This is a genomic window from Streptomyces sp. NPDC059679 (genome assembly GCF_042734105.1).
In the GTDB taxonomy this organism is placed as follows: domain Bacteria; phylum Actinomycetota; class Actinomycetes; order Streptomycetales; family Streptomycetaceae; genus Streptomyces.
Window position 1 is genome coordinate 107,790 of the sequence record NZ_JBHWES010000006.1, and the last position, 23,447, is coordinate 131,236.

Sequence of the window (23,447 nt, forward strand, 5' to 3'; positions counted from 1 at the left end):
GAGCCGGGGTCGCCGGGGCCGGATCCTGCGCCGCCGCGGGGCTGCGGCCGCCCTGGCAGTTCTCAGTCTGGCACCGGGCACCGGAGGCCGCCGCTGGGAGGCCGGGGCGGGCCGGGGGCGGGGCCGGCCGGGAGGGCTTCCCGGGCGCCCGCCGGTCGCGAGGCGCCCGGGGCGGTGGTGACATTGAAGGAGAGGGGGCGCCGTGGCGCCGGGCCGCGGTGACACCGGATCGGGCCCGCGGGTCGGTTCCGCCGGCGGTGGGCCGTCAGGAGGACACACCATGACCAAGGCCGCAGACATCATGCACCCGGGCGCGCAGTGGATCCCCAAGTCCCAGACCCTGGACCGTGCGGCTCAGCTGATGCGGGACCTGAACGTCGGGGCGCTGCCGATCGCCGATGAGAACGAGCGGCTGTGCGGCATCCTGACCGACCGCGACATCGTCGTCGGCTGTGTCGCCGAGGGCAAGGACTGCTCCAGGACGACGGCGGGGGAGCTGGCCAAGGGCACGCCGCGCTGGATACCGGCCGATGCGGACGTCAGCGATGTGCTCCGGGAGATGGAGCAGAACAAGATCCGCAGGCTGCCGGTGATCGACAAGAACAAGCGGCTGGTCGGCATCATCAGCGAGGCCGATCTGGCCCACCACCTCACCGAACCCCAGATCGCCGAGTTCGTGGAGAAGGTCTACGCATAGGCCCATGCCTGACGCCGGTACGGAATGAGGCCGCCGCCCCGGACGCCGACTGGCGTACGGGAAGGCGGCCCCATCTCTTGTTCGGCTCGCGCTTCTGGGCTCTCCGCGCTTAGAGGAGGCGGACGGCGCCGGTCGGCGGGTCGTAGCTCAGCGGGCGCTCGACGATGCCGGTGCTCGGGTTCTGGGCGCCGATGAACTTGCCGTCGCCGATGTAGACGCCGACGTGGTACGCGCTGCCCCGGCCGCCCCAGTAGAGCAGGTCGCCGGGCTGGAGGTTGTCCAGCGATACGGCGGTGCCCTGGCTGGACTGGTCCTGCGACACGCGCGGCAGGCTGATGCCGATCTGGTTGAAGGCGGCCTGGGTCAGGCCGGAGCAGTCGTACGAGGAGGGGCCGCTGGAGCCCAGCACGTACGCCTTGCCCAGCTGGGCCTTCAGGAAGTTGATCAGCGTCGCGGCATTGCCGGTCGCCTTCGTCGCGGTCGACGTGGCGTTGGACGCCGTGGTGGAGAGGGTGGTGCGCTCGGCGGCGCGGGACGCCCGCTCGGCCTTCTCCTGAGCCGCGCGGCGGGCGGCGGCCTTGCGCGCCGCCTCCTTGGCCTCGCGCTCCTTGCGGTCGGCCTCGACCTTGGCCTTCTTCGCCGCGGTCTTGGCCTTGGCGGCGGCCTGGTCCTGCTGCGCCTGGAGCTGGTAGTCGGAGGCCGCCTGGTGGGTGGCGTCGGCGGACTGCGCCGCGGTGCTGGCCAGGGTGTCGCCGAGGGTCGGCATCTCGAGCGTCGTCTCGGCGGCGGCCGACTCGGCGGCCAGAGCGGGTGCGGCGGCGCCGGCGACCGCGAGCGTGAGGAAGCCACCGGTGACCCCGGCGCGGAGTGCACGCGTGGAGGAGGCGGCACGGCGGGGCTTCCGGTGGCTGGGTATGTGTGCGGTCTGGGACATGGGTCCAACCGCTATCAGGGGTCGTAGGCCGGGATCAAGAAAAGTGGAGTGCGCCACATTTGGCGTGTACACGCCTGAAATCCGGGGTTCTTGATCTTGTTCCGGGGCCCGGTTGTCGTGTCCGAATTTTTCGATCATGCCCATACGCACGGCATTTGGCGGCCCTGGCGGGCTCCCGTGCGGCCTACCATCAACCCGACTGGCGCACCAAGGATTCCCATCAAATTGAGATCCACAACCTTTCGCGGGGTGGGATACCTCACTCCCGGACCCGGCTCGTGAACGAAAGCGCGTAGTAGCGATCAAGAGGCGGCGGGGCGGGGTGACGGCGTCGCGGTCCGCGACCGGGTCACTCATCGGGATGGATGCCTCATATCAGACGGCGAAGTCCATCGCAAATTTGCGTGTAGGTACCATAGCTTGTAAAGAGCGCAAGCCGCTCACCTGTGACGACGGATCCATATGTCACTTCTCGTGATCGATCGGATGCTTCGAGTGCAAGATCACTTCTCATCCGACTTCATGATCCTTCGTCAGGTGGTGGAGATCACAAAGACGTTGTTGCACCCCGTGTCGCAGATCACATACCGGCGGGCATAGGATGCAGGCGAAACGGGCTTGTGAACTGCCTCACATGTGCGCGATCTTCGTGAGTGCGGTCCGCACAGTCCGTGTGGTCCGCCAACCAGTCATCGTCGACTGAAGGGAGCGAGGACGGTGAACGCATACGCGCCCATCCTCGTACTGGGAGCCCTCGGGGCAGGCTTTGCGATCTTCTCGGTCCTCATGGCCACGATCATCGGCCCCAAGCGCTACAACCGGGCCAAGCTCGAGGCCTATGAATGCGGCATCGAGCCGACGCCACATCCGGCCGGCGGTGGGCGCTTCCCCATCAAGTACTACCTGACGGCGATGCTCTTCATCGTCTTCGACATCGAGATCGTCTTCCTCTACCCCTGGGCGGTCACCTTCGACGCCATGGGGCTGTTCGGGCTCGTGGAGATGCTCCTCTTCGTGCTCACCGTCTTCGTCGCCTACGCGTATGTGTGGCGACGCGGCGGCCTGGAGTGGGACTAGCGGCCTGGAATGGACTGAGTGAGAGGAGAACCGTCCCATGGGTATCGAAGACAAGCTGCCGAGCGGCTTCCTGCTGACCACCGTGGAGCAGGCGGCGGGACTGGCGCGAAAGTCCTCCGTCTTCCCGGCCACCTTCGGGCTCGCCTGCTGCGCCATCGAAATGATGACCACGGGCGCCGGGCGCTATGACCTCGCCCGCTTCGGCATGGAGGTCTTCCGCGGCTCGCCCCGACAGGCCGATCTGATGATCGTGGCCGGGCGCGTCAGTCAGAAGATGGCCCCGGTGCTGCGGCAGGTCTACGACCAGATGCCGAATCCGAAATGGGTCATCTCGATGGGCGTGTGCGCCTCCTCGGGCGGCATGTTCAACAACTACGCGATCGTGCAGGGCGTCGATCACATCGTCCCGGTCGACATCTATCTGCCCGGCTGCCCGCCGCGGCCCGAGATGCTCCTGGACGCGATCATCAAGCTGCACCAGAAGATCCGCGAGGAGAAGCTCGGCGTGAACCGCGAGCGCGCGGCCCGCGAGGCGGAGGAAGCGGCGCTGAAGGCGCTCCCGACGATCGAGATGAAGGGGCTGCTGCGTTGACTGAGGCTAATGGGGTCAACCCCGACAAGGACCTCAACGCCGAGAACCTGCCCGGCAGCCGCGGCGACCAGGGTGAGCCCATCCGCGTCCAGCGCGGCATGTTCGGCGCCAACAACGGCGGCGACACCTCGGGCTACGGCGGCCTGGTGCGGCCGGTACGGCTGCCCGGCGCGGCCTCCCGGCCGTACGGGGGCTGGTTCGACGAAGTCGCCGACGAACTCGAAGGCGCGCTCGAAGAGCAGTCACTGGTCCCGGAGAACGCGATCGAGAAGACCGTCGTGGACCGCGGCGAGCTGACCTTCCACATCGCGCGCGAGCATCTGCCGACGGTGGCCAGGACCCTGCGCGACGACCCGGCGCTCCGCTTCGAGCTGTGCACGGGCGTCAGCGGCGTCCACTTCCCCGGTGACAAGGGGCGTGAGCTGCACGCCGTCTACCACCTGCGCTCGATCACCCATAACCGGCTGATCCGGCTGGAGGTGAGCGTCCCCGACAGCGACCCGCACCTCCCGTCGATCGTCGACGTCTATCCGACCAACGACTGGCATGAGCGCGAGGCGTACGACTTCTTCGGCCTGATCTTCGACGGACATCCCGCGCTCACGCGGATCATGATGCCCGACGACTGGCAGGGCTTCCCGCAGCGCAAGGACTATCCCCTGGGCGGCATCCCCGTCGAGTACAAGGGCGCCCAGATCCCGGCTCCGGACCAGCGGAGGTCGTACAGCTGATGTCTGCCACCCACGCAACCCCCTCCGCCTCCACGCGCGAGACGACCGAAGGCACCGTCTACACCGTGACCGGCGGTGACTGGGACGAGGTCGTGGCCGCCGCGTCCCGGGCCGACGACGAGCGGATCATCGTCAACATGGGGCCGCAGCACCCGTCCACCCACGGCGTGCTCCGGCTGATCCTGGAGATCGACGGCGAGACGGTCACCGAGGCCCGCTGCGGCATCGGCTATCTGCACACCGGGATCGAGAAGAACCTCGAATTCCGGAACTGGACGCAGGGCACCACCTTCGTGACCCGCATGGACTATCTGACGCCCTTCTACAACGAGGCCGCGTACTGCCTGGGCGTCGAGAAGCTGCTGGGCATCGAGGACCAGGTGCCGGACCGGGCCTCGGTCATCCGGGTCATGCTGATGGAGCTCAACCGGCTCTCCTCTCATCTGGTGGCGATCGCCACCGGCGGTATGGAGCTCGGCGCGACCACCATCATGATCTACGGCTTCCGTGACCGCGAGATGATCCTGGACATCTTCGAGCTGATCACCGGCCTGCGGATGAACCACGCGTACATCCGGCCCGGTGGGCTCGCCCAGGATCTGCCGCCCGGGGCGGTCGACCAGGTGCGCGCCTTCGTGAAGAAGATGCGCAAGAACATGCCCGAGTACGACAAGCTCGCGACCGGGAACCCCATCTTCAAGGCCCGGCTGCAGGACGTCGGCTACCTCGACCTGGCCGGCTGCATGGCGCTCGGCATCACCGGACCGATACTGCGGGCCACCGGGCTGCCGCACGATCTGCGCAAGTCCCAGCCGTACTGCGGCTATGAGAACTACGACTTCGAGGTCCCCACCGCCGACACCAGCGACGCCTACGGCCGCTTCCTGATCCGGCTGGAGGAGATGCGCCAGTCGCTGGGGATCGTCGAGCAGTGCCTGGACCGGCTGGCGCCGGGACCGGTCATGGTCGAGGACAAGAAGATCGCCTGGCCGGCGCAACTGGCGCTGGGGCCGGACGGGCTCGGCAACTCCCTCGACCACATCAAGAAGATCATGGGCACCTCGATGGAGGCCCTGATCCACCACTTCAAGCTGGTGACCGAGGGATTCCGGGTCCCGCCGGGGCAGGCGTACACGGCCGTCGAGTCGCCCAAGGGCGAGCTGGGCGTGCACATGGTCAGCGACGGCGGCACCCGCCCGTTCCGGGTGCACTTCCGCGACCCGTCCTTCACCAACCTGCAGTCCGTGGCGGCGATGTGCGAGGGCGGCCAGGTCGCCGACGTGATCGTCGCCGTGGCGTCCATCGACCCTGTGATGGGAGGCGTCGATAGGTGACCGACGCACGCGCGGCCGCCGGGCCGCAGATGACGACGATGGCCGCACCTCTGCGCCGCGCGGGCGGAGAAGGGAACAGGGAGACGCTATGACCGATGTCCAGCTGGGAATGCCGCAGCTCCCCGCCCCCGACTACCCGGCCGAGGTCCGGGCACAGCTCGAGGCGGATGCCGAGGAGGTGATCGCCCGCTACCCCGACAGCCGCAGCGCGCTGCTGCCGCTGCTGCACCTGGTGCAGTCGGAGGAGGGCCATGTCACCCGCACCGGGGTCCGGTTCTGCGCCGAGGTGCTGGGACTGACCACCGCCGAGGTCACCGCGGTTGCCACCTTCTACACCATGTACCGGCGGAAGCCCTCCGGCGACTACCAGGTGGGGGTGTGCACCAACACCCTGTGCGCGGTGATGGGCGGCGACGCGATCTTCGAGGCCCTGCAGCGCCATCTGGGCGTCGGCAACGGAGAGACCACCGACGACGGCAAGATCACCCTCGAGCACATCGAGTGCAACGCGGCCTGCGACTACGCGCCCGTGGTGATGGTCAACTGGGAGTTCTTCGACAACCAGACCGTGGACTCCGCCAAGCAGATGGTCGACGACCTCCAGGCGGGCCGCACCGTCGAGCCGACCCGCGGCGCTCCGCTGTGCACCTTCAAGGAGACCGCGCGCATCCTCGCCGGCTTCCCCGACGCGCGCCCGGGCGCGGTCGAGGCGAGCGGCAGCGCCGGCCCGGCCTCGCTGGTCGGGCTGCGGCTGGCCAAGGGCGAGGCGGCTCCGGGCCGCGTCGTATCGCCCAGGTCCGCGGACTATCCGGCGGACGAGCAGGCGCCCACGCATCCGAGCTCCCATGACGCGCCGCAGCGGACGTCGGCCTCCGACCCGCACCATCCGTCCGGTCCGGTCACAGAGGAGGGGGAGTGATGACCGTGACAGTCGAGCGGGGCGAGTCCAGCCCCGAGAAGCTGCTGGCACCCGTGCTGTCCTCGTTCTGGGACGAGTCCAAGTCCTGGAGCATGGAGACCTATCTGCGCCACGATGGGTACGAGGGCATGCGTAGGGCCCTCGCCATGGCACCCGACGATGTGATCGCGCTGGTGAAGGACTCGGGGCTGCGCGGCCGTGGTGGCGCGGGCTTCCCCACCGGGATGAAGTGGCAGTTCATCCCGCAGGGCGACGGCAAGCCGCACTACCTGGTCGTCAACGCGGACGAGTCGGAACCCGGCACCTGCAAGGACATCCCCCTCCTCTTCGCCAATCCGCACTCCCTCATCGAGGGCATGATCATCGCCTGTCATGCCATCCGCTCCCAGCACGCCTTCATCTATCTGCGCGGTGAAGTCGTGCCCGTGCTGCGCCGGTTGCACGAGGCCGTACGCGAGGCGTACGAGGCGGGCTACCTCGGCAAGGCCGACGCGCGCAGGCAGAAGCTGGGGCTGGCCGATCTGCCCGATCTCGAGATCACCGTGCACGCGGGCGCCGGCGCGTACATCTGCGGTGAAGAGACCGCGCTGCTGGACTCCTTGGAAGGGCGGCGCGGCCAGCCGCGGCTCCGGCCTCCCTTCCCGGCGGTCGCGGGTCTGTACGCGTGCCCCACTGTCGTCAATAACGTCGAGTCCATCGCGTCGGTTCCCGCCATCCTCACCAAGGGCAAGGAATGGTTCCGGTCGATGGGCAGCGAGAAGTCCCCGGGCTTCACGCTCTACTCGCTGTCCGGGCATGTCGCGGCCCCCGGCCAGTACGAGGGCCCGCTGGGCATCACCCTGCGGCAGCTGCTGGACATGAGCGGCGGTATGCGGCCCGGCCACCGGCTGAAGTTCTGGACGCCCGGCGGCTCTTCGACGCCGCTGCTCACCGAGGAGCACCTGGACGTCCCCCTCGACTACGAGGGCGTGGGCGCCGCCGGGTCGATGCTCGGCACCAAGGCGCTGCAGTGCTTCGACGAGACGACCTGCGTGGTGCGCGCGGTGACCCGCTGGACCGAGTTCTACGCGCATGAGTCCTGCGGCAAGTGCACGCCCTGCCGCGAGGGCACGTACTGGCTGGTTCAGCTGTTGCGCGACATCGAGGCGGGCAAGGGCCGTATGGAAGACCTCGCCAAGCTGGCCGACATCGCCGACAACATCAACGGCAAGTCGTTCTGCGCGCTCGGCGACGGCGCCGCCAGCCCCATCTTCTCCTCCCTCAAGTACTTCAAGGAGGAGTACGAGCAGCACATCACCGGTGGCGGGTGCCCCTTCGACCCCGCCAAGTCCACCGTGTGGTCCGACGATCCGAGCTCCACTCACCTGGGGGTGACCGCATGACCGTGACCACCAATGCACCCTCCGGAGGCGGAGAGGCGGCGGTGCCACGCGAAGATCTGGTCTCTGTCACCATCGACGGAATCGAGATCTCCGTCCCCAAGGGGACCTTGGTGATCCGCGCGGCCGAGCTGCTCGGCATCGAGATCCCCCGCTTCTGCGACCATCCGCTCCTCGACCCGGCCGGCGCCTGTCGCCAGTGCATCGTCGAGGTCGAGGGTCAGCGCAAGCCGATGGCCTCCTGCACGATCACCTGCACCGACGGGATGGTGGTCAAGACCCAGCTCACCTCGCCCGTGGCCGAGAAGGCGCAGCGCGGTGTGATGGAGCTGCTGCTGATCAACCACCCGCTGGACTGCCCGGTCTGCGACAAGGGCGGCGAGTGCCCGCTGCAGAACCAGGCCATGTCCGCCGGGCAGGCCGACAGCCGCTTCGAGGGCCATAAGCGCACCTTCGCCAAGCCGGTGCCGATCTCGCCGCAGGTGCTGCTGGACCGCGAGCGGTGTGTGCTGTGCGCGCGCTGCACCCGGTTCTCCAACCAGGTCGCGGGCGACCCGATGATCGAGCTGCTGGAGCGCGGCGCCCTGCAGCAGGTGGGCACGGGCGAGGGCGACCCGTTCGAGTCGTACTTCTCCGGTAACACCATCCAGATCTGCCCGGTGGGCGCGCTGACGTCGGCCGCCTACCGCTTCCGCTCCCGCCCCTTCGACCTGGTCTCCTCGCCGAGTGTGTGCGAGCACTGCTCGAGCGGCTGCGCGACCCGCACCGACCACCGGCGCGGCAAGGTCATGCGGCGGCTCGCGGCGGACGACCCCGAGGTCAACGAGGAGTGGATCTGCGACAAGGGGCGCTTCGGCTTCCGCTACGCGCAGCTCCCCGACCGGCTCACCACCCCGCTGGTGCGCGACCGGGAGACGGGCGAACTGGAGCCGGCGAGCTGGCCCGAGGCGCTGGAGGCGGCGGCCACCGGCCTGGCCGCGGCCCGCGGCCGCGCGGGCGTGCTGACCGGCGGCCGGCTCACCGTCGAGGACGCGTACGCGTACGCGAAGTTCGCCCGCGTCGCCCTGGACACCAACGACATCGACTTCCGGGCCCGGGCGCACAGCGCCGAGGAGGCCGACTTCCTGGCCACCCAGGTGGCGGGCCGGGGCCGCGACCTGGACGGCGGCGGCCTGACGTACGCCGCGCTGGAGAAGGCCCCGGCCGTCCTCCTGGTCGGCTTCGAATCGGAGGAGGAGGCGCCCGGCGTCTTCCTGCGGCTGCGCAAGGCCCACCGCAAGCACGGCCAGCGCACCTTCTCACTGGCCACCCACCCCACCCGGGGCCTGACGAAGGCGGGCGGCACGCTGCTGCCCGCGGCCCCCGGCACCGAGACCGAGTGGCTGGACGCGCTCGCGGGCCGCACCGGCCTGGATGCCGACGGGGAGCGGGTGGCCGAGGCGCTGCGCCTCGATGGCGCGGTGATCGTCGCAGGTGAGCGGCTTGCGACCGTACCGGGCGCGCTGACCGCCGCCGTACGGGCCGCCGCCGCCACCGGCGCCACGCTGGTCTGGATCCCGCGCCGGGCGGGGGAGCGGGGCGCCATCGAGGCGGGCGCGCTCCCCGGGCTGCTGCCCGGCGGGCGCCCGGTCACCGATCCGCGGGCCCGCGAGGAGACCGCCGAGGTCTGGCGCGTCGCCGAACTGCCCGGCCGGACGGGCCGGGACACCGGCCGGATCGTCGAGGCCGCCGCCGAGGGCGAGCTCGGCGCGCTGGTGGTCGCGGGCGTCGAGATCGCCGATCTGCCCGACCCGGCGCGGGCCGTCGAGGCCCTGGAGGCGGTCGGCTTCCTGGTCAGCCTGGAGCAGCGGCCCACCGAGGTCACGGCGCACGCGGACGTGGTGCTGCCGGTCGCGGCGGTCGTCGAGAAGGCGGGCACCTTCCTCAACTGGGAGGGGCGGGCCCGGCCGTTCGAGGCGGCCATCAAGCCCGACCAGATGACCCGCCGCCATGTCCTTCCGGACGCCCGGGTGCTGCACATGCTGGCCGACGCCATGGACGTGCCGTTCGACCTGCCGGACGTCCAGGCCGTACGGGACGAGCTGACGCGGCTCGGCACCTGGCCCGGCTCCCACGGCATCGGGCCGATGGAGACCGGCGGGCCGCTGCCCCGCCCCGGCGAGGGCGAGGCGCTGCTCGCGGGCCACCGGCTGCTGCTGGACCAGGGCCGGCTCCAGGAGGGCGACGCGGCGCTCGCCGCGACCCGCCACGCGGCGGTCATCCGGCTGTCGGAGGCGACCGCGGAGGAGGCGGGGGTGCGCGACGGGGAGACCGTACGGGTCACCGGCCCGGCCGGGTCGCTCCAGCTGCCCCTGGCGGTGACGGCGATGCCCGACCGGGTGGTCTGGCTGCCGCTGAACTCGACGGGCGGCGGCGCGTACCACGACCTGGGCGCGCGCCCCGGTGAACTGGTCAAGATCGGCGCTCCCGCGACCGAACCGGAGGTGACCTCATGAACCTGAGCTACCTCGCCGCAGAAGACCTGTCGATGTTCGGCCACGACCCCTGGTGGCTGATCCTGATCAAGGCGGTTTTCTGCTTCGCCTTCCTGATGGTGACCGTGCTGATCTCCATCGTCATGGAGCGCAAGGTCGTCGGCTGGATGCAGCTGCGCATCGGCCCGAACCGGCACGGCCCCTGGGGCATGCTGCAGTCCCTGGCCGACGGCGTGAAGCTGATGCTGAAGGAAGACATCGTCGTCAAGGGCGCGGACAAGGTCGTCTACGTCCTGGCGCCGGTCGTCGCGGCCATCCCCGCCTTCATGGCGGTCGCGGTCATCCCCTTCGGCCCGGCCGACAACGAGATCTCGATCTTCGGGCACCGCACCACGATGCAGCTGACCGACCTGCCGATCGCGATCCTCTACATCCTGGCCACCGCCTCGGTGGGCATCTACGGCATCGTGCTGGCGGGCTGGTCGTCCGGTTCCACGTATCCGCTCCTCGGCGGCCTGCGCTCCTGCGCCCAGATGATCAGCTACGAGATCGCGATGGGCATGTCCTTCGCGGCGGTCTTCCTCTACTCCGGGTCGATGTCGACCTCCGAGATCGTCAACTCCCAGCACGACCGCTGGTACGCGCTGCTGTTGCCGGTCTCCTTCATCATCTACATCATCGCGATGGTCGGTGAGACCAACCGCGCGCCCTTCGACATGCCGGAGTCCGAGGGCGACCTGGTCGGCGGCTTCAACACCGAGTACTCGTCCATCAAGTTCGCGATGTTCATGCTCGCCGAGTACATCAACATGGTCACCGTCTCGATGGTCGCGGTCACCCTCTTCCTGGGCGGCTGGCGGGCGCCATGGCCGATCAGCACCTTCTGGGCGGGGGCCAACCACGGCTGGTGGCCGATGCTTTGGTTCGTCGGCAAGGTCCTCTCGCTGCTGTTCGCCTTCGTCTGGATCCGCGGCACGCTGCCGCGGGTGCGCTACGACCAGTTCATGAAGCTGGGCTGGAAGGTCCTCATCCCGGTCTCCATGGTCTGGCTGATGCTGGTCGCGACCGTGCGGGCGCTGCGCAATGAGAACTACGACTACCAGGACATCGTGCTGTACGTCGGCGGCGCGGTCCTCGTCCTGTTGCTGCTGTCGTTCGTCGTCGACATCTTCCGTGACAGGGAGGGCCGCGACGGGGAAGCGCGGGCCGAGGCGGAGGCCGAGGGCGGCCCGGAGCCCGCCTTCGACCCGATGGCGGGCGGCTTCCCGGTGCCACCGCTGCCCGGCCAGACCCTGCCGCCCGCACCGCGCCGACGCCCGCGACACGACCGCGAGCTGATTGTCAGTGGCGGGCCCGACACTGTCAGTGACGGAAAGGAGGCCGACGGTGTCTGACTTCCAGAACCCGGTGGCCGGCTTCGGCGTGACCTTCAAGGCCATGTTCAAGAAGCGGCTCACCGAGCAGTACCCCGAGGAGAAGAAGCCGACCGCGCCCCGATTCCACGGACGCCACCAGCTCAACCGCCATCCGGACGGGCTGGAGAAGTGCATCGGCTGCGAGCTGTGCGCCTGGGCCTGTCCGGCGGACGCGATCTATGTGGAGGGCGCGGACAACACGGAGGAGGAGCGCTACTCCCCGGGTGAGCGCTACGGCCGCGTCTACCAGATCAACTATCTGCGCTGCATTCTGTGCGGCCTGTGCGTGGAGGCGTGCCCGACGCGCGCGCTGACCATGACCAATGAGTACGAGCTCGCCGACCGGACCCGCGAATCGCTCATCTACACCAAAGAGGAGCTGCTCGCGGGGTTGGAGGAGGGCATGGTCGACTCCCCGCACGCCATCTACCCCGGCATGGACGAGCAGGACTACTACCGAGGTCTGGTGACCGAGGCCGCGCCCGGGACGGTGCGCCAGGTGGCGGTCAGCAAGGGCGAGACCGCGCCCGAGGACGCCGCCGAGGACGCCCCGGAGGGGAAGCAGCAGGAGGTGCAGGCATGAGCGTGTCTTGGCGCGCTGCGCGGGCTGGACTGAGGAGCCGCGCAGCGACGAAGGAGCGAGCAGCGACGAGGGACGCCCGCGCATTGAAGCGCGCCAAGACTGGGCGGGAGGGAGGGGCGTGAGCAGCATGCTGGCCGCCGCCGCTTCCACCACCTCCACCGGCGAGGCGGTGCAGTTCTGGGTCCTCGCCACCGTGGCCGTGATCGGCGCCCTGGGCACGATCCTGATGCGCAAGGCCGTGCACAGCGCCCTGTGCCTGGCGGGCACCATGATCGTTCTGGCGGTCTTCTACCTGGCCAACGGCGCGTACTTCCTGGGCGTCGTCCAGATCGTCGTCTACACCGGCGCGATCATGATGCTCTTCCTCTTCGTCGTCATGCTGGTCGGCGTCACCGCCGCCGATTCGCTCAAGGAGACGCTGAAGGGGCAGCGCTGGCTCGCCGCCCTGTGCGGGCTCGGGTTCGGCATCCTGCTGTGCGCCGGGATCGGCAATGCCTCGCTGAAGAGCTTCAACGGCCTGGGCGAGGCCAACTCCGGCGGCAATGTGGAGGGCCTGGCCACCCTGATCTTCACCAAGTACGTCTTCGCCTTCGAGATCACCGGCGCGCTGCTGATCACCGCGGCGGTCGGCGCGATGGTGCTGACCCACCGCGAGCGCACCGAGCGCGTGCTCAGCCAGCGCGAGCAGGCCGAGCGGCGAGTGCGCACCGGCACACAGGTGCCGCCGCTGCCCGCGCCCGGCGTCTACGCCCGGCACAACGCGGTGGACATCCCCGGTCTGCTGCCCGACGGCACGCCCGCCGAGCTCTCGGTCAACCCGACGCTGCGCGGCCGCGGCCAGATGCGGGACGTCTCCGGGAAGGCGCTGGCCCAACTGGCCGCCCTGGAGCAGCGCTCGGCGCGCTGGCTGGGGCGGGACGCCAAGGGCGGCAAGGGCGCGGGGCGCCCCGGGGGCGCGAAGGGCACCGGGGGCGCCGAGGGCGCCGACCGCCATGACAGTGCCAACGGCGCGGCAGGTTCGGGCGGCGCCGACCATCCGGAGGACTCGAAGGGGGTCGCCAAGTGAACCCGGTCAACTACCTGTACCTGGCCGCCCTGTTGTTCACCATCGGCGCGGCCGGGGTGCTGATCCGGCGGAACGCGATCGTCCTCTTCATGTGCGTCGAGCTGATGCTGAACGCGTGCAACCTGGCGTTCGTCACCTTCTCCCGGATGCACGGCAATCTCGACGGCCAGATCATCGCGTTCTTCACGATGGTCGTCGCGGCCGCCGAAGTCGTGGTCGGCCTCGCGATCATCGTGTCGGTGTTCCGCGCCCGCCATTCGGCCTCGGTCGACGACGCCAGCCTGATGAAGCTCTAGAAGGGTCGCGTTCACGTGGAGAACCTCATCGGATTGCTTGTCGCGGCCCCGCTGCTCGGCGCGGCCCTGCTGCTGTGCGGGGGGCGGCGGCTGGACGGCAAGGGCCATTTGCTGGGCACCGCGCTCGCGCTCGCCTCCTTCGTGATCGGGGCGGTGCTCTTCGCCGACATGCTCGGCCGGGACGAGCACGACCGGGCCCTGCACAGCCATCTGTTCAGCTGGATCCCGGTCGGCGGCTTCCGGGCGGACGTCGCCTTCCAGCTCGACCAGCTGTCGATGACCTTCGTGCTCCTGATCACCGGTGTGGGCGGCCTGATCCACATCTACTCGATCGGCTATATGGAGCACGACGAGCGCCGCCGCCGCTTCTTCGGCTATCTCAACCTCTTCCTCGCGGCGATGCTGCTGCTCGTCCTCGCCGACAACTACCTGCTGCTGTACGTGGGGTGGGAGGGCGTCGGCCTCGCCTCGTATCTGCTGATCGGCTTCTGGCAGCACAAGCCCAGCGCGGCCACGGCGGCGAAGAAGGCGTTCATCGTCAACCGGGTGGGCGACGTCGGCCTGTCGATCGCCATCATGCTGATGTTCACGACCTTCGGGACGTTCGCCTTCGCCCCGGTGCTCTCGAACGCCACCGAAGCGGGCGAGGGCAAACTCACCGCCATCGGGCTGATGCTGCTCCTGGCCGCCTGCGGCAAGTCGGCCCAGGTGCCGCTGCAGTCCTGGCTCGGGGACGCCATGGAGGGCCCGACCCCGGTCTCCGCCCTGATCCACGCGGCCACCATGGTGACCGCGGGCGTCTATCTGATCACCCGCTCGGGCGCGATCTTCAACAACGCGCCGGACGCGCAGACCGCGGTGGTCACCGTCGGCGCGGTGACGCTGCTCTTCGGTGCGATCGTCGGTTGCGCGAAGGACGACATCAAGAAGGCCCTGGCGGGCTCGACCATGTCGCAGATCGGCTACATGATCCTGGCTGCCGGGCTCGGCCCGATCGGCTATGTCTTCGCGATCATGCACCTGGTCACCCACGGCTTCTTCAAGGCGGGGCTCTTCCTCGGCGCCGGCTCGGTCATGCACGGCATGAACGACGAGGTCGACATGCGCAAGTACGGCGGCCTGCGGAAGTACATGCCGGTCACCTTCGTGACCTTCGGGCTCGGCTATCTCGCGATCATCGGCTTCCCGGGGCTTTCCGGCTTCTGGTCCAAGGACAAGATCATTGAGGCGGCCTTCGCCAAGGGCGGTACGGAGGGCTGGATCCTGGGCGGCGCGGCGCTGCTCGGCGCCGCCATCACCGCGTACTACATGACCCGCGTGATGCTGCTGACCTTCTTCGGCGAGAAGCGCTGGGAACCCGACGAGCAGGGCAATGAGCCACACCCCCACGAGTCGCCGAAGTCCATGACCATCCCGATGATCGTGCTGGCCTTCGGATCGGTGTTCGCCGGCGGGCTGTTCAGCCTCAACGACGCGTTCCTGAAGTGGCTGGAGCCCGTCACCAGCCACAGCCACGGGGACTCCCCGCTCAGCGCCGCCACCGTCACCGCCGGGACCATGGTCGTCCTGCTGATCGGCGTCGCGATCGCCTGGGTGCAGTACGGGCGCCGGCCCGTTCCGCGCACCGCACCGCGCGGCAGCCTGCTCACCCGGGCCGCCCGGCGCGACCTGCTGCAGGACGACTTCAACCACGTCGCACTCGTCAAGCCCGGCGAGTATCTGACCCGCGGACTGGTCTATGTGGACCACAAGCTGGTCGACGGCGTGGTCAACGGCACCGCGGCCTCGGTCGGCGGCCTCTCCGGGCGGCTGCGCAAGCTCCAGAACGGCTACGCCCGTACGTACGCGGTCTCGATGTTCGGCGGTACGGCGGTGCTCATCGCCGCGACCCTGCTGATGAGGGCGGTCTGAGTCATGTCATTTCCCCTGCTGACGGTCACGGCCGCGGTGCCCGCGCTGGGCGCGGTCGCCACCGCCGCCGTGCCCGCCGCCAAGCGCGCCGCCGCCAAGTGGGTGGCGCTGGGCTTCTCGCTGGCCACGCTCGTCCTGGCGGCGATCGTGCTGGTGCGCTTCGACCCGGACGGCGCCCACTTCCAGCTCGCCGAGTCCCACGCCTGGATCAAGGACTTCGGCGTGCGGTACGAACTGGGGGTGGACGGCATCGCGGTCGCGCTGATCGCGCTGACCGCGGTCCTCATCCCCTTCATCATCCTGGCCGGGTGGCATGACGCCGACCCGCTGGAAGAGGCCAGCCCCAACCGCCGCTGGCGGCCCACCCAGGGCTTCTTCGCGCTGATCCTGATGGTCGAGGCGATGGTGGTGATCTCCTTCGAGGCCACCGACGTCTTTCTCTTCTACATCTTCTTCGAAGCCATGCTGATCCCGATGTACTTCCTCATCGGCGGCTTCGGGGACCGGGCCGGAGGGCGGTCCGAGGAGGAGTCGGCCACCCAGCGCTCGTACGCCGCCGTCAAGTTCCTGCTCTACAACCTGGCGGGCGGCCTGATCATGCTGGCCGCGGTGGTCGGCCTGTACGTGGTCACCGCCGACGACCTGGGCACCGGCACCTTCTCGCTGCAGCAGATCACCGACGCCCGGGCCGCGGGCACCCTGGACATCGCGACCGGCACCGAGCGGCTGTTGTTCCTCGGCTTCTTCTTCGCCTTCGCCGTGAAGGCGCCGCTGTGGCCGCTGCACACCTGGCTGCCCAACGCGATGGGCGAGGCCACCTCCCCCGTCGCCGTGCTGATCACCGCGGTGGTCGACAAGGTCGGCACCTTCGCGATGCTCCGCTTCTGCCTCCAGCTCTTCCCGGAGGCCAGCAAGTGGGCCACACCGGTGATCCTCGTCCTCGCCCTGATCAGCATCATCTACGGGGCGCTGCTCGCCGTCGGCCAGCGGGACATCAAGCGGCTGATCGCATACGCCTCGATCTCCCACTTCGGCTTCATCATCCTCGGCATCTTCGCCATGACGACGCAGGGCCAGGGCGGAGCCACCCTGTACATGGTCAACCACGGCATCTCGACCGCCGCGCTGATGCTGGTGGCCGGATTCCTGATCACCCGCCGCGGATCGCGCCTCATCGCCGACTACGGCGGGGTGCAGAAGGTCGCCCCGGTGCTCGCCGGCACCTTCCTGATCGGCGGTCTGGCCACCCTGTCGCTGCCCGGCCTGGCACCGTTCATCAGCGAATTCCTGGTCCTGGTCGGCACGTTCAGCCGCTATCCGGCGCTCGGCATCATCGCGACCGTCGGCATCGTGCTGGCCGCGCTCTACGTCCTGGTGCTGTACCAGCGCACCATGACCGGCCCGGTGAAGGCCGAGGTGCGGGGCATGCCCGATCTGAAGGTGCGCGAACTGGTGGTGGTGGCGCCGCTGATCGCGCTGCTGATCTTCCTCGGCGTCTACCCGAAGCCGCTGACCGACATCGTCAACCCGGCTGTCGATCACACGCTGTCCGTGGTGGACAAGAAGGATCCCAAGCCCGATCACCCCGTCACTGACGCGGGCTGGTTCAGCTACAGCCCGATGCACGACCGTGCTTCCGGAGGTGCCAAGTGAGCCATGCGGCCACTGTCCACAGCCTGTGGACGACAGCGGCGGTGTCGCCCCCCGACAAGATCCCCACGCCGCATATCGAGTACGGCCAGCTGGCGCCCACCCTGATCGTCCTCGGCGCCGCGATCGTCGGGGTGCTGATCGAGGCCCTGCTGCCGCGCCGCCACCGCTACGCCGCCCAGCTCTTCGTCTCCGTGGTCGCCCTGGCCGCGGCCTTCGCCGCCGTCCTGGGCCTCGCGGCCGGGGACTACGGCACGAGCAAGGCGCGCATCGCGGCCATGGGCGCCATCGCGGTCGACGGACCCGCGCTCTTCCTGGAGGGCACGATCCTCCTCGTCGCGCTGGTCGCGGTCTTCACCTTCGCCGAGCGGCGGCTCGACCCGGCGGCCCACGGCAATCGCGTCGACTCCTTCGCCGCGCAGGCGGCCGCCGTCCCGGGCGGAGACGCCGAAAAGGCCGCGGTCAAGGCGGGGTTCACCACCACCGAGGTCTTTCCGCTGCTGCTCTTCGCGGTGGGCGGCATGCTCATCTTCCCCGCAGCCAACGACCTGCTGACGCTCTTTGTGGCGCTGGAGGTCTTCTCGCTTCCGCTGTATGTGCTGTGCGCGCTCGCCCGGCGGCACCGCATGCTCTCGCAGGAGGCCGCCGTCAAGTACTTCCTGCTCGGCGCCTTCTCGTCCGCCTTCCTGCTCTTCGGGATCGCGCTGCTGTACGGCTACGCGGGCACCGTCACCTACGCGGGGATCGCCGATGTCGTCGACGGCACGGTCCGCGAGGTCACCCCGGCGCTCGCCGGGACCATGGGCAATGACGCGCTGCTGCTCATCGGTGGCGCGATGGTGCTGATGGGCCTTCTGTTCAAGATCGGTGCCGTCCCCTTCCACATGTGGACGCCGGACGTCTACCAGGGCGCCCCGACACCGGTGACCGGCTTCATGGCGGCGGCGACCAAGGTCGCGGCGTTCGGCGCGCTGCTGCGGCTGCTGTACGTCGTACTGCCGGGGCTGCGCTGGGACTGGCGGCCGGTGATGTGGGGGGTGGCGATCGTCACCATGTTGGGCGGCGCGATCGTCGCGGTCACCCAGACCGATGTGAAGCGGCTGCTGGCCTACTCCTCGATCGCCCACGCCGGCTTCATCCTGGCCGGTGTCATCGCCATGACGCCCGACGGCATCTCCTCGGTCCTCTTCTACCTCGCCGCGTACTCCTTTGTGACCCTCGGCGCGTTCTCCGTGGTCACCCTGGTCCGCGACGCGGGCGGCGAGGCCACGCATCTGTCGAAGTGGGCCGGGCTCGGACGCCGTTCGCCCCTGGTGGCCGCGGTCTTCGCGGTCTTCCTGCTGGCCTTCGCCGGAATCCCGCTGACGAGTGGTTTCGCGGGGAAGTTCGCCGTCTTCAAGGCGGCGGCCGACGGGGGCGCGGGGCCGCTGGTGGTGATCGGTGTGATCTCCTCGGCGATCGCGGCGTTCTTCTACATCCGGGTGATCGTCCTGATGTTCTTCAGCGAGCCGCGGACGGAGGGCCCGTCGGTGGCGGTGCCGTCCCCGCTGACCTCGGCGGCGATCGCGATCGGCGTCGCGGTGACGATCGTGCTGGGCGTCGCCCCGCAGTACTTCCTCGATCTGGCCGGCCAGGCGGGGGTCTTCGTACGCTGAGCGCCCGTCGCCTTGTGCGGCCGCTCGGCGGCCGTCCGCCCGGTCCCCCGTGTGGGGGCCGGGCGGACGCGCTTCAGGGCCGTCAGGTCAGCCGCCGGTGATGCCGCCGACGCTCTCCAGACCGGGGATGTCGGTCGGGAAGTTGGTCGGGATGTCGGCGGGGGCGGTCACCTTGGTGAAGGTGTCGTTCATGCCGGCATCCCAGCTGACCTTGAGGGTCTTGCCGTCCGCGCTCGCCGTCACCTTGCCCATGGTGCGGTCGGTGTTGCCGTCGGCGCACTTGAGCATCAGCATCTTGTTGCCCATGTCGGCGTACTCGCCAGTGCACTGGTGCTTGCCCGCGACCAGGACCGCCTTCTCACCCTTGATGGACAGGATCAACGCCTCGCCGTCGGACTTCGCCATAAAGGCGCCCGCCACCTCGCCGCCCGCGCCCCCCTCCGCAGGGGCGCTCGACTGCTCGCTCGCCGGGGCCTTCGTGGACGGGTCCGACTTGCTGTCGCCCCCGTCGCTGTCGCTGCCGCATCCGGTCAACAGCAGGGCGGCCGCAGCCGCCGCACCGGCGATGCGCACTGCCTTGATCACGTGTTTCTCCTCGGTTGTGGGGACGAGAACACGACAAGCTAGCAGCCGCTCAGGGCGTGGACGGGACAACGCAACCGGTTACTTCCCCTAGTGCGACACGGTTGTTACCCGGGCCCGGGGCCCAGGCGGTGAGGGTCACCTCGTCGCCGTCCTCCAGGAACGTCCGCTCGCCGTCGGGCAGTCGCAGCGGGTCGCGGCCCGACCAGGTCAACTCCAGCAGACAGCCGCGCTGATCGGGCTCGGGGCCGCTGACCGTGCCGGAGGCGAAGAGGTCGCCGGTCCGCAGCGAGGCGCCGTTGACCGTCATATGCGCGAGCTGCTGGGCGGCCGTCCAGTACATGGCCGCGAAGGGCGGGTGGGAGACGGGGTGGCCGTTGATGGCGACCTCGATGCGCAGGTCGAGCCCGCCAGGCTCGGCGGCCCCTGCGGTCTCGGCGGCGTCGGTGGCGGAGTCGTCGAGGTAGGGGAGGAGCGGGACGTCGCGGGCGGGCGGGGCGGTACGGGCGGCGGCGAGGGCGTCCAGCGGGGTGATCCAGGCGGCCACGGAGGTGGCGAAGGACTTTCCGAGGAAGGGGCCGAGCGGGCGGTACTCCCAGCTCTGGATGTCGCGCGCGGACCAGTCGTTGAGCAGGCAGACGCCGAAGACGTGGTCGTGGAACCCGGAGAGCGGCACCGGTGTATTGAAAGGTGAAGGGGCACCGACGACGAAGGCGACCTCAGCCTCGAAGTCGAGTCGGCGTGTGGGGCCGAACGGGGGGAGCGCGGAATGAGCCGGAGCGGATTGATCAGACGTGGGCTGATCAGAGGTGGGCTGGCCAGAAGTGGGTTGGGCGGATTCGGGTTGGCCGGCGGGCGGGCGGAGTTGGCCGCGGGGGCGTACGACGGGCGTGCCGGAGACCACGACCGTGCCCGCGCGCCCGTGGTAGCCGATGGGCATGTGCTTCCAGTTGGGGGTGAGCGGGCCGCCCTCCGGGCGGAAGATCCTGCCCACATTGGACGCGTGGTGCTCGCTGGCATAGAAGTCGACGTAGTCGGCGACTTCGAAGGGCAGATGGAGCGCGACGGTGGTGAGGGGGTGCAGAAGGGGCTCGATGGCGGACCGGTGCGCCGACTCGGTCAGCCAGCCGCGCAGCTCTTCTCGTACGGCCTGCCAGACCGGACGGCCCGCGGCCATCAGCGGATTGAGCGTCGGATGGCCGAGCAGCGCGGCGTGCGGGGAGCCGACGGCGGCCGCGGCGGCGCCCGCGTCCAGCACATGGTCGCCGTAGCGGACCCCGATCCGGCGCAGGTCAGGGGCGTCGGGCGTGGTGAAGACGCCATAGGGGAGGTTGTGCGGGCCGTACGGATCGTCGTGGGGCAGGTCGAGCGGGCTCAGTGGTGGCATGGGTGTGCCTCGCCTTCTCGTCGTCGCCGGGGGCTGCCGGGATCACCGGGCCACACCCTACGGGGCGGGCGCGCGAAGGGAGGACTGTACCGACTGTTGCCTAAAGGGATAGTAATGTCCGGATAGTCTTGCCCTGGTCGTCAATTCCCCAGTAGCGTCCTTAATCGGGTCACGCACGGTGGGGGGGCCACTGCGCTGCGGTGACCGAGGGGGACTCGTGGCGAGCAGTGACGTGCCGTTCGCGGTGGACCGCACGGTGCCCGGTCTGATCGTGAAGATCGGCGACTACCCGCTGCACCACGGGGGCGTAGGCGCCATCCGCTCCTTGGGCCGCCTGGGCATCCCCATGTACGCCGTCACCGAGGACCGTTGGACTCCGGCCGCGCTCTCGCGCTATCTGGAGCGGGCCTTCGTCTGGCCGACCACCGGCATGGAGCGGCCGGAGCGGCTGGTGGAGGGGCTGCTGCGGATCGGGCGGGCGATCGGGCGGCCGGCCGTCCTGCTGCCGACGGACGAGGAGGCGGCGGTGCTGATCGCCGAGCACGCCGACACCCTCGCCGGGGAGGGCCGTTTCCTCTTCCCGCGCGCGGAGCCCGGGCTGCCCAGGCGGCTGGCCAGTAAGCAGGGGCTGTACGAGCTGTGTCTGGACCACGGCGTGCCCACCCCGTCCGCGGCGTTCCCTGATTCGTACGCCGACGTCAAGGAGTTCGCGGCGACCGCGCGCTTCCCGGTGGTCGCCAAGAACCGGGAGGCGTTCGAGCGGCGCAGAAGGCCGGCGGTCGGCGGCACCACGCGGATCACCGGGCCACGTGAGCTGCTGGCGCTGGCGGCCGGGTGGGGTCGGCGGCCCGGGGTGATTCTGCAGGAGTATCTGCCGAGGGAGGAGGCCGAGGACTGGATCGTGCACGCCTACGTCGACGCGGAGAGCACACCGCTGGCGATGTTCACCGGGGTCAAGGTGCGGTCATGGCCGCCGCATGCGGGCATGACGGCCTGCGCCTATGTGGTGGACAACCCAGAGCTGGCGGAGCTGGCCGCCCAGTTCATCAAGCGGATCGGCTTCTCCGGAATCGTCGATCTGGACTGGCGCTTCGACCGGCGGGACGGGCGGCACAAACTGCTCGACTTCAACCCCCGCATGGGCGCCCAGTTCCGGCTCTTCGAGAGCGAGGCGGGGATCGATGTGGTCCGCGCCCAGCACCTGGACCTGACGGGGCGCAAGGTCCCGGAGGCCGAGCAGCGCGCGGACCGGCGGTTCGTCGTGGAGAACATCGACCTGCCCGCGCTGCTCGCCTACCACCGCAGCGGATACACCACCCCGCACGCGCCGGCCCGTGCGAGCGGGACCGAGCTGGCGTGGGCCGCGCGCGACGACATGAAGCCGTTCTTCACGATGCTGGCGCGCTGTGTGCGGCCCGGCGCGGTCCACCTGTACCAGCGGTGGCGCGCAACCAGTAGGCCGCGTCACCAGTAAGTCGCGCCATGAGTAGGTCGCACCACGAGTAAGTGACGTCTCGGGGAGGGGACTTGTGAACGATCCGGTAGCAGTCATCGGGGCCGGTCCTTACGGCCTGTCGACGGCCGCCCATCTGCGTGCGCGCGGCCTGTCGGTCCGCGTCTTCGGGACACCGATGGTGAGCTGGCGCGAGCACATGCCGGCCGGGATGCTGCTCAAATCCACCCCGGTGGCCTCGAATATCGACGCCCCGCAAGTGGGCCACACCCTGCTCGACTTCTGCTGTGCGGAGGGCGGCAAGCGCTATGAGTCGGACTGGGACATCATCCCGGTCGAGACCTTCGCGCGGTACGGGCTGTGGTTCCAGGAGCGGCTGGTGCCGGAGCTGGAGCAGGTGCGGGTGGTGTCGGTCGACCGGCGGGGCGGCCGGTTCGAGCTCAAGCTGGACTCGGGGGAGCAGTGCGCCGCGCGCGCCGTGGTGGTCGCCAGCGGGCTGGCCGGGCTCGCCCATCTGCCCGGCGAGTTCGCCGCCGCCGTCCCCGACGGACCCTCTCCCACCGGGCCCGTCTCGCACAGCTCACAACACCGCGACCTGGGGCGGTTCGCCGGACGTGAGGTGGTGGTGGTCGGGGCCGGGCAGTCGGCGCTGGAGTCCGCGGTGCTGCTCGCCGAGGCGGGCGCCGCGGCGGTGCGGGTGGTGGCGCGGGGGCGGCGCGCGGTCGCGTTCGGCGCGCCGCCGGACCGTCAGCCGCGGCTGCGCCCCGAGTCGCCCTTCGGGCGCGCCTGGTCGCTGTACGCGCTCTCGCACCACGCCGCGGCCTTCAGACGGCTGCCCGCGCCGGCCCGGCGGTATCTGGTCCGCACGGTGCTGGGGCCGCTGGGCGCCTGGTGGCTGCGGGAGCGCTTCGCGGGGCGGGTGCAGGTCACGCAGGGGCAGCGGGTCACCCGGGTGGAGGTGGAGAGCGACGGGCGCGTGGCGCTCTCCCTGCGCGGTGGCGGGCGCGCCGGTGAGCTGGCCGCGGACCATGTGATGGCCGCGACCGGTTACCGGATGAATGTGGCGGCGCTGGGCTTCCTCGGGCCGGAGCTGAGGGCCGAGGTGGTGAGCAGGGCCGGAGGGCCGTGGCTGGACGCGGGCTATGGCTCCTCCGTACCGGGCCTGTACTTCACCGGGCTGCCCGCGGCGGCGAGCTTCGGGCCGGTCATGCGCTTCGTCTGCGGCACCGAGTACGCCTCGCCCCGGCTGGCGAAGGCGGTGGCGATGGCCCATGGGTGACGGTCGGTATGGCCACCCGCCCGAGGAAGGTGT

20 protein-coding genes are annotated in these 23,447 nt (G+C 69.9%); 17 read left to right on the top strand and 3 right to left on the bottom strand.

The features are described from left to right. The first annotated feature begins 280 nt into the window (after window positions 1-280). Entirely contained in the window at window positions 281-697 is a 417-nt protein-coding gene (locus ACFV2X_RS09725) for a CBS domain-containing protein (RefSeq protein ID WP_385613697.1), read from the top strand. A gap of 109 nt (window positions 698-806) precedes the next feature. Here the strand turns inward: ACFV2X_RS09725 and ACFV2X_RS09730 are convergent, their stop codons facing one another. Continuing rightward, window positions 807-1,631, bottom strand: a complete 825-nt coding sequence (locus tag ACFV2X_RS09730; RefSeq protein ID WP_385613699.1) for a C40 family peptidase — start codon at window positions 1,629-1,631, stop codon at window positions 807-809. A gap of 717 nt (window positions 1,632-2,348) precedes the next feature. Here ACFV2X_RS09730 and ACFV2X_RS09735 point away from each other — a divergent pair. The 14 genes from ACFV2X_RS09735 (at window position 2,349) to nuoN (ending at window position 18,713) form a co-directional block, all read left to right on the top strand. Continuing rightward, the gene (locus ACFV2X_RS09735) at window positions 2,349-2,708 is read left to right on the top strand and encodes an NADH-quinone oxidoreductase subunit A (RefSeq protein WP_089509764.1); all 360 of its coding nucleotides are present in this window, start codon (window positions 2,349-2,351) and stop codon (window positions 2,706-2,708) included. 37 nt (window positions 2,709-2,745) lie between these two features. Beyond that, window positions 2,746-3,300: a NuoB/complex I 20 kDa subunit family protein gene (locus ACFV2X_RS09740; protein ID WP_385613702.1), complete on the top strand. Its 555-nt coding sequence runs from the start codon at window positions 2,746-2,748 to the stop codon at window positions 3,298-3,300. Then, window positions 3,297-4,031: an NADH-quinone oxidoreductase subunit C gene (locus tag ACFV2X_RS09745; protein WP_385613704.1), complete on the top strand. Its 735-nt coding sequence runs from the start codon at window positions 3,297-3,299 to the stop codon at window positions 4,029-4,031. Before ACFV2X_RS09740 ends, ACFV2X_RS09745 begins: the two co-directional genes overlap by 4 nt. Next, a complete protein-coding gene (locus tag ACFV2X_RS09750; RefSeq protein ID WP_385613706.1) occupies window positions 4,031-5,365 on the top strand; it encodes an NADH-quinone oxidoreductase subunit D in 1,335 nt (444 codons plus the stop codon). The genes ACFV2X_RS09745 and ACFV2X_RS09750 overlap by 1 nt, the downstream gene beginning before the upstream one ends. An 88-nt stretch (window positions 5,366-5,453) precedes the next feature. After that, a complete protein-coding gene (gene nuoE / locus ACFV2X_RS09755) occupies window positions 5,454-6,284 on the top strand; it encodes an NADH-quinone oxidoreductase subunit NuoE (RefSeq protein WP_385613709.1) in 831 nt (276 codons plus the stop codon). After that, complete coding sequence (gene nuoF, locus ACFV2X_RS09760; RefSeq protein WP_089509759.1) at window positions 6,284-7,666, top strand: NADH-quinone oxidoreductase subunit NuoF; 1,383 nt, start codon at window positions 6,284-6,286, stop codon at window positions 7,664-7,666. Before nuoE ends, nuoF begins: the two co-directional genes overlap by 1 nt. After that, the gene (locus ACFV2X_RS09765; RefSeq protein ID WP_385613711.1) at window positions 7,663-10,158 is read left to right on the top strand and encodes an NADH-quinone oxidoreductase subunit G; all 2,496 of its coding nucleotides are present in this window, start codon (window positions 7,663-7,665) and stop codon (window positions 10,156-10,158) included. The genes nuoF and ACFV2X_RS09765 overlap by 4 nt, the downstream gene beginning before the upstream one ends. Next, window positions 10,155-11,531 carry an NADH-quinone oxidoreductase subunit NuoH gene (gene nuoH, locus ACFV2X_RS09770; protein WP_385613714.1) on the top strand — a complete coding sequence of 459 codons (1,377 nt, stop codon included), beginning with the start codon at window positions 10,155-10,157 and terminating at the stop codon, window positions 11,529-11,531. The genes ACFV2X_RS09765 and nuoH overlap by 4 nt, the downstream gene beginning before the upstream one ends. Next, window positions 11,524-12,135 (top strand): NADH-quinone oxidoreductase subunit NuoI, encoded by a 612-nt coding sequence (gene nuoI, locus ACFV2X_RS09775; protein WP_385613717.1) that lies wholly within the window; start codon window positions 11,524-11,526, stop codon window positions 12,133-12,135. The genes nuoH and nuoI overlap by 8 nt, the downstream gene beginning before the upstream one ends. Window positions 12,136-12,262: 127 nt before the next feature. Further along, entirely contained in the window at window positions 12,263-13,201 is a 939-nt protein-coding gene (locus ACFV2X_RS09780; protein WP_385614016.1) for an NADH-quinone oxidoreductase subunit J, read from the top strand. After that, window positions 13,198-13,497, top strand: coding sequence for an NADH-quinone oxidoreductase subunit NuoK (nuoK, locus tag ACFV2X_RS09785; protein WP_014178692.1), 300 nt, complete (start codon window positions 13,198-13,200; stop codon window positions 13,495-13,497). The genes ACFV2X_RS09780 and nuoK overlap by 4 nt, the downstream gene beginning before the upstream one ends. 15 nt (window positions 13,498-13,512) lie before the next feature. Further along, window positions 13,513-15,408 (top strand): NADH-quinone oxidoreductase subunit L, encoded by a 1,896-nt coding sequence (gene nuoL, locus ACFV2X_RS09790; RefSeq protein ID WP_385613719.1) that lies wholly within the window; start codon window positions 13,513-13,515, stop codon window positions 15,406-15,408. 3 nt (window positions 15,409-15,411) lie between these two features. After that, complete coding sequence (locus ACFV2X_RS09795; protein WP_385613722.1) at window positions 15,412-17,061, top strand: NADH-quinone oxidoreductase subunit M; 1,650 nt, start codon at window positions 15,412-15,414, stop codon at window positions 17,059-17,061. Next, complete coding sequence (gene nuoN / locus ACFV2X_RS09800; RefSeq protein ID WP_385613723.1) at window positions 17,058-18,713, top strand: NADH-quinone oxidoreductase subunit NuoN; 1,656 nt, start codon at window positions 17,058-17,060, stop codon at window positions 18,711-18,713. Before ACFV2X_RS09795 ends, nuoN begins: the two co-directional genes overlap by 4 nt. 87 nt (window positions 18,714-18,800) lie before the next feature. Here the strand turns inward: nuoN and ACFV2X_RS09805 are convergent, their stop codons facing one another. Both ACFV2X_RS09805 and ACFV2X_RS09810 read right to left on the bottom strand, forming a co-directional pair. Then, window positions 18,801-19,298, bottom strand: coding sequence for a hypothetical protein (locus ACFV2X_RS09805; protein WP_385613726.1), 498 nt, complete (start codon window positions 19,296-19,298; stop codon window positions 18,801-18,803). 49 nt (window positions 19,299-19,347) lie between these two features. After that, complete coding sequence (locus tag ACFV2X_RS09810; RefSeq protein ID WP_385613729.1) at window positions 19,348-20,682, bottom strand: fumarylacetoacetate hydrolase family protein; 1,335 nt, start codon at window positions 20,680-20,682, stop codon at window positions 19,348-19,350. 217 nt (window positions 20,683-20,899) lie between these two features. Here ACFV2X_RS09810 and ACFV2X_RS09815 point away from each other — a divergent pair, with 217 nt between their 5' ends. Both ACFV2X_RS09815 and ACFV2X_RS09820 read left to right on the top strand, forming a co-directional pair. Beyond that, window positions 20,900-22,156, top strand: coding sequence for an ATP-grasp domain-containing protein (locus ACFV2X_RS09815; RefSeq protein ID WP_385613731.1), 1,257 nt, complete (start codon window positions 20,900-20,902; stop codon window positions 22,154-22,156). Window positions 22,157-22,211: 55 nt separating this feature from the next. After that, complete coding sequence (locus tag ACFV2X_RS09820; RefSeq protein WP_385613734.1) at window positions 22,212-23,414, top strand: FAD-dependent oxidoreductase; 1,203 nt, start codon at window positions 22,212-22,214, stop codon at window positions 23,412-23,414. Window positions 23,415-23,447 lie beyond the last annotated feature (33 nt).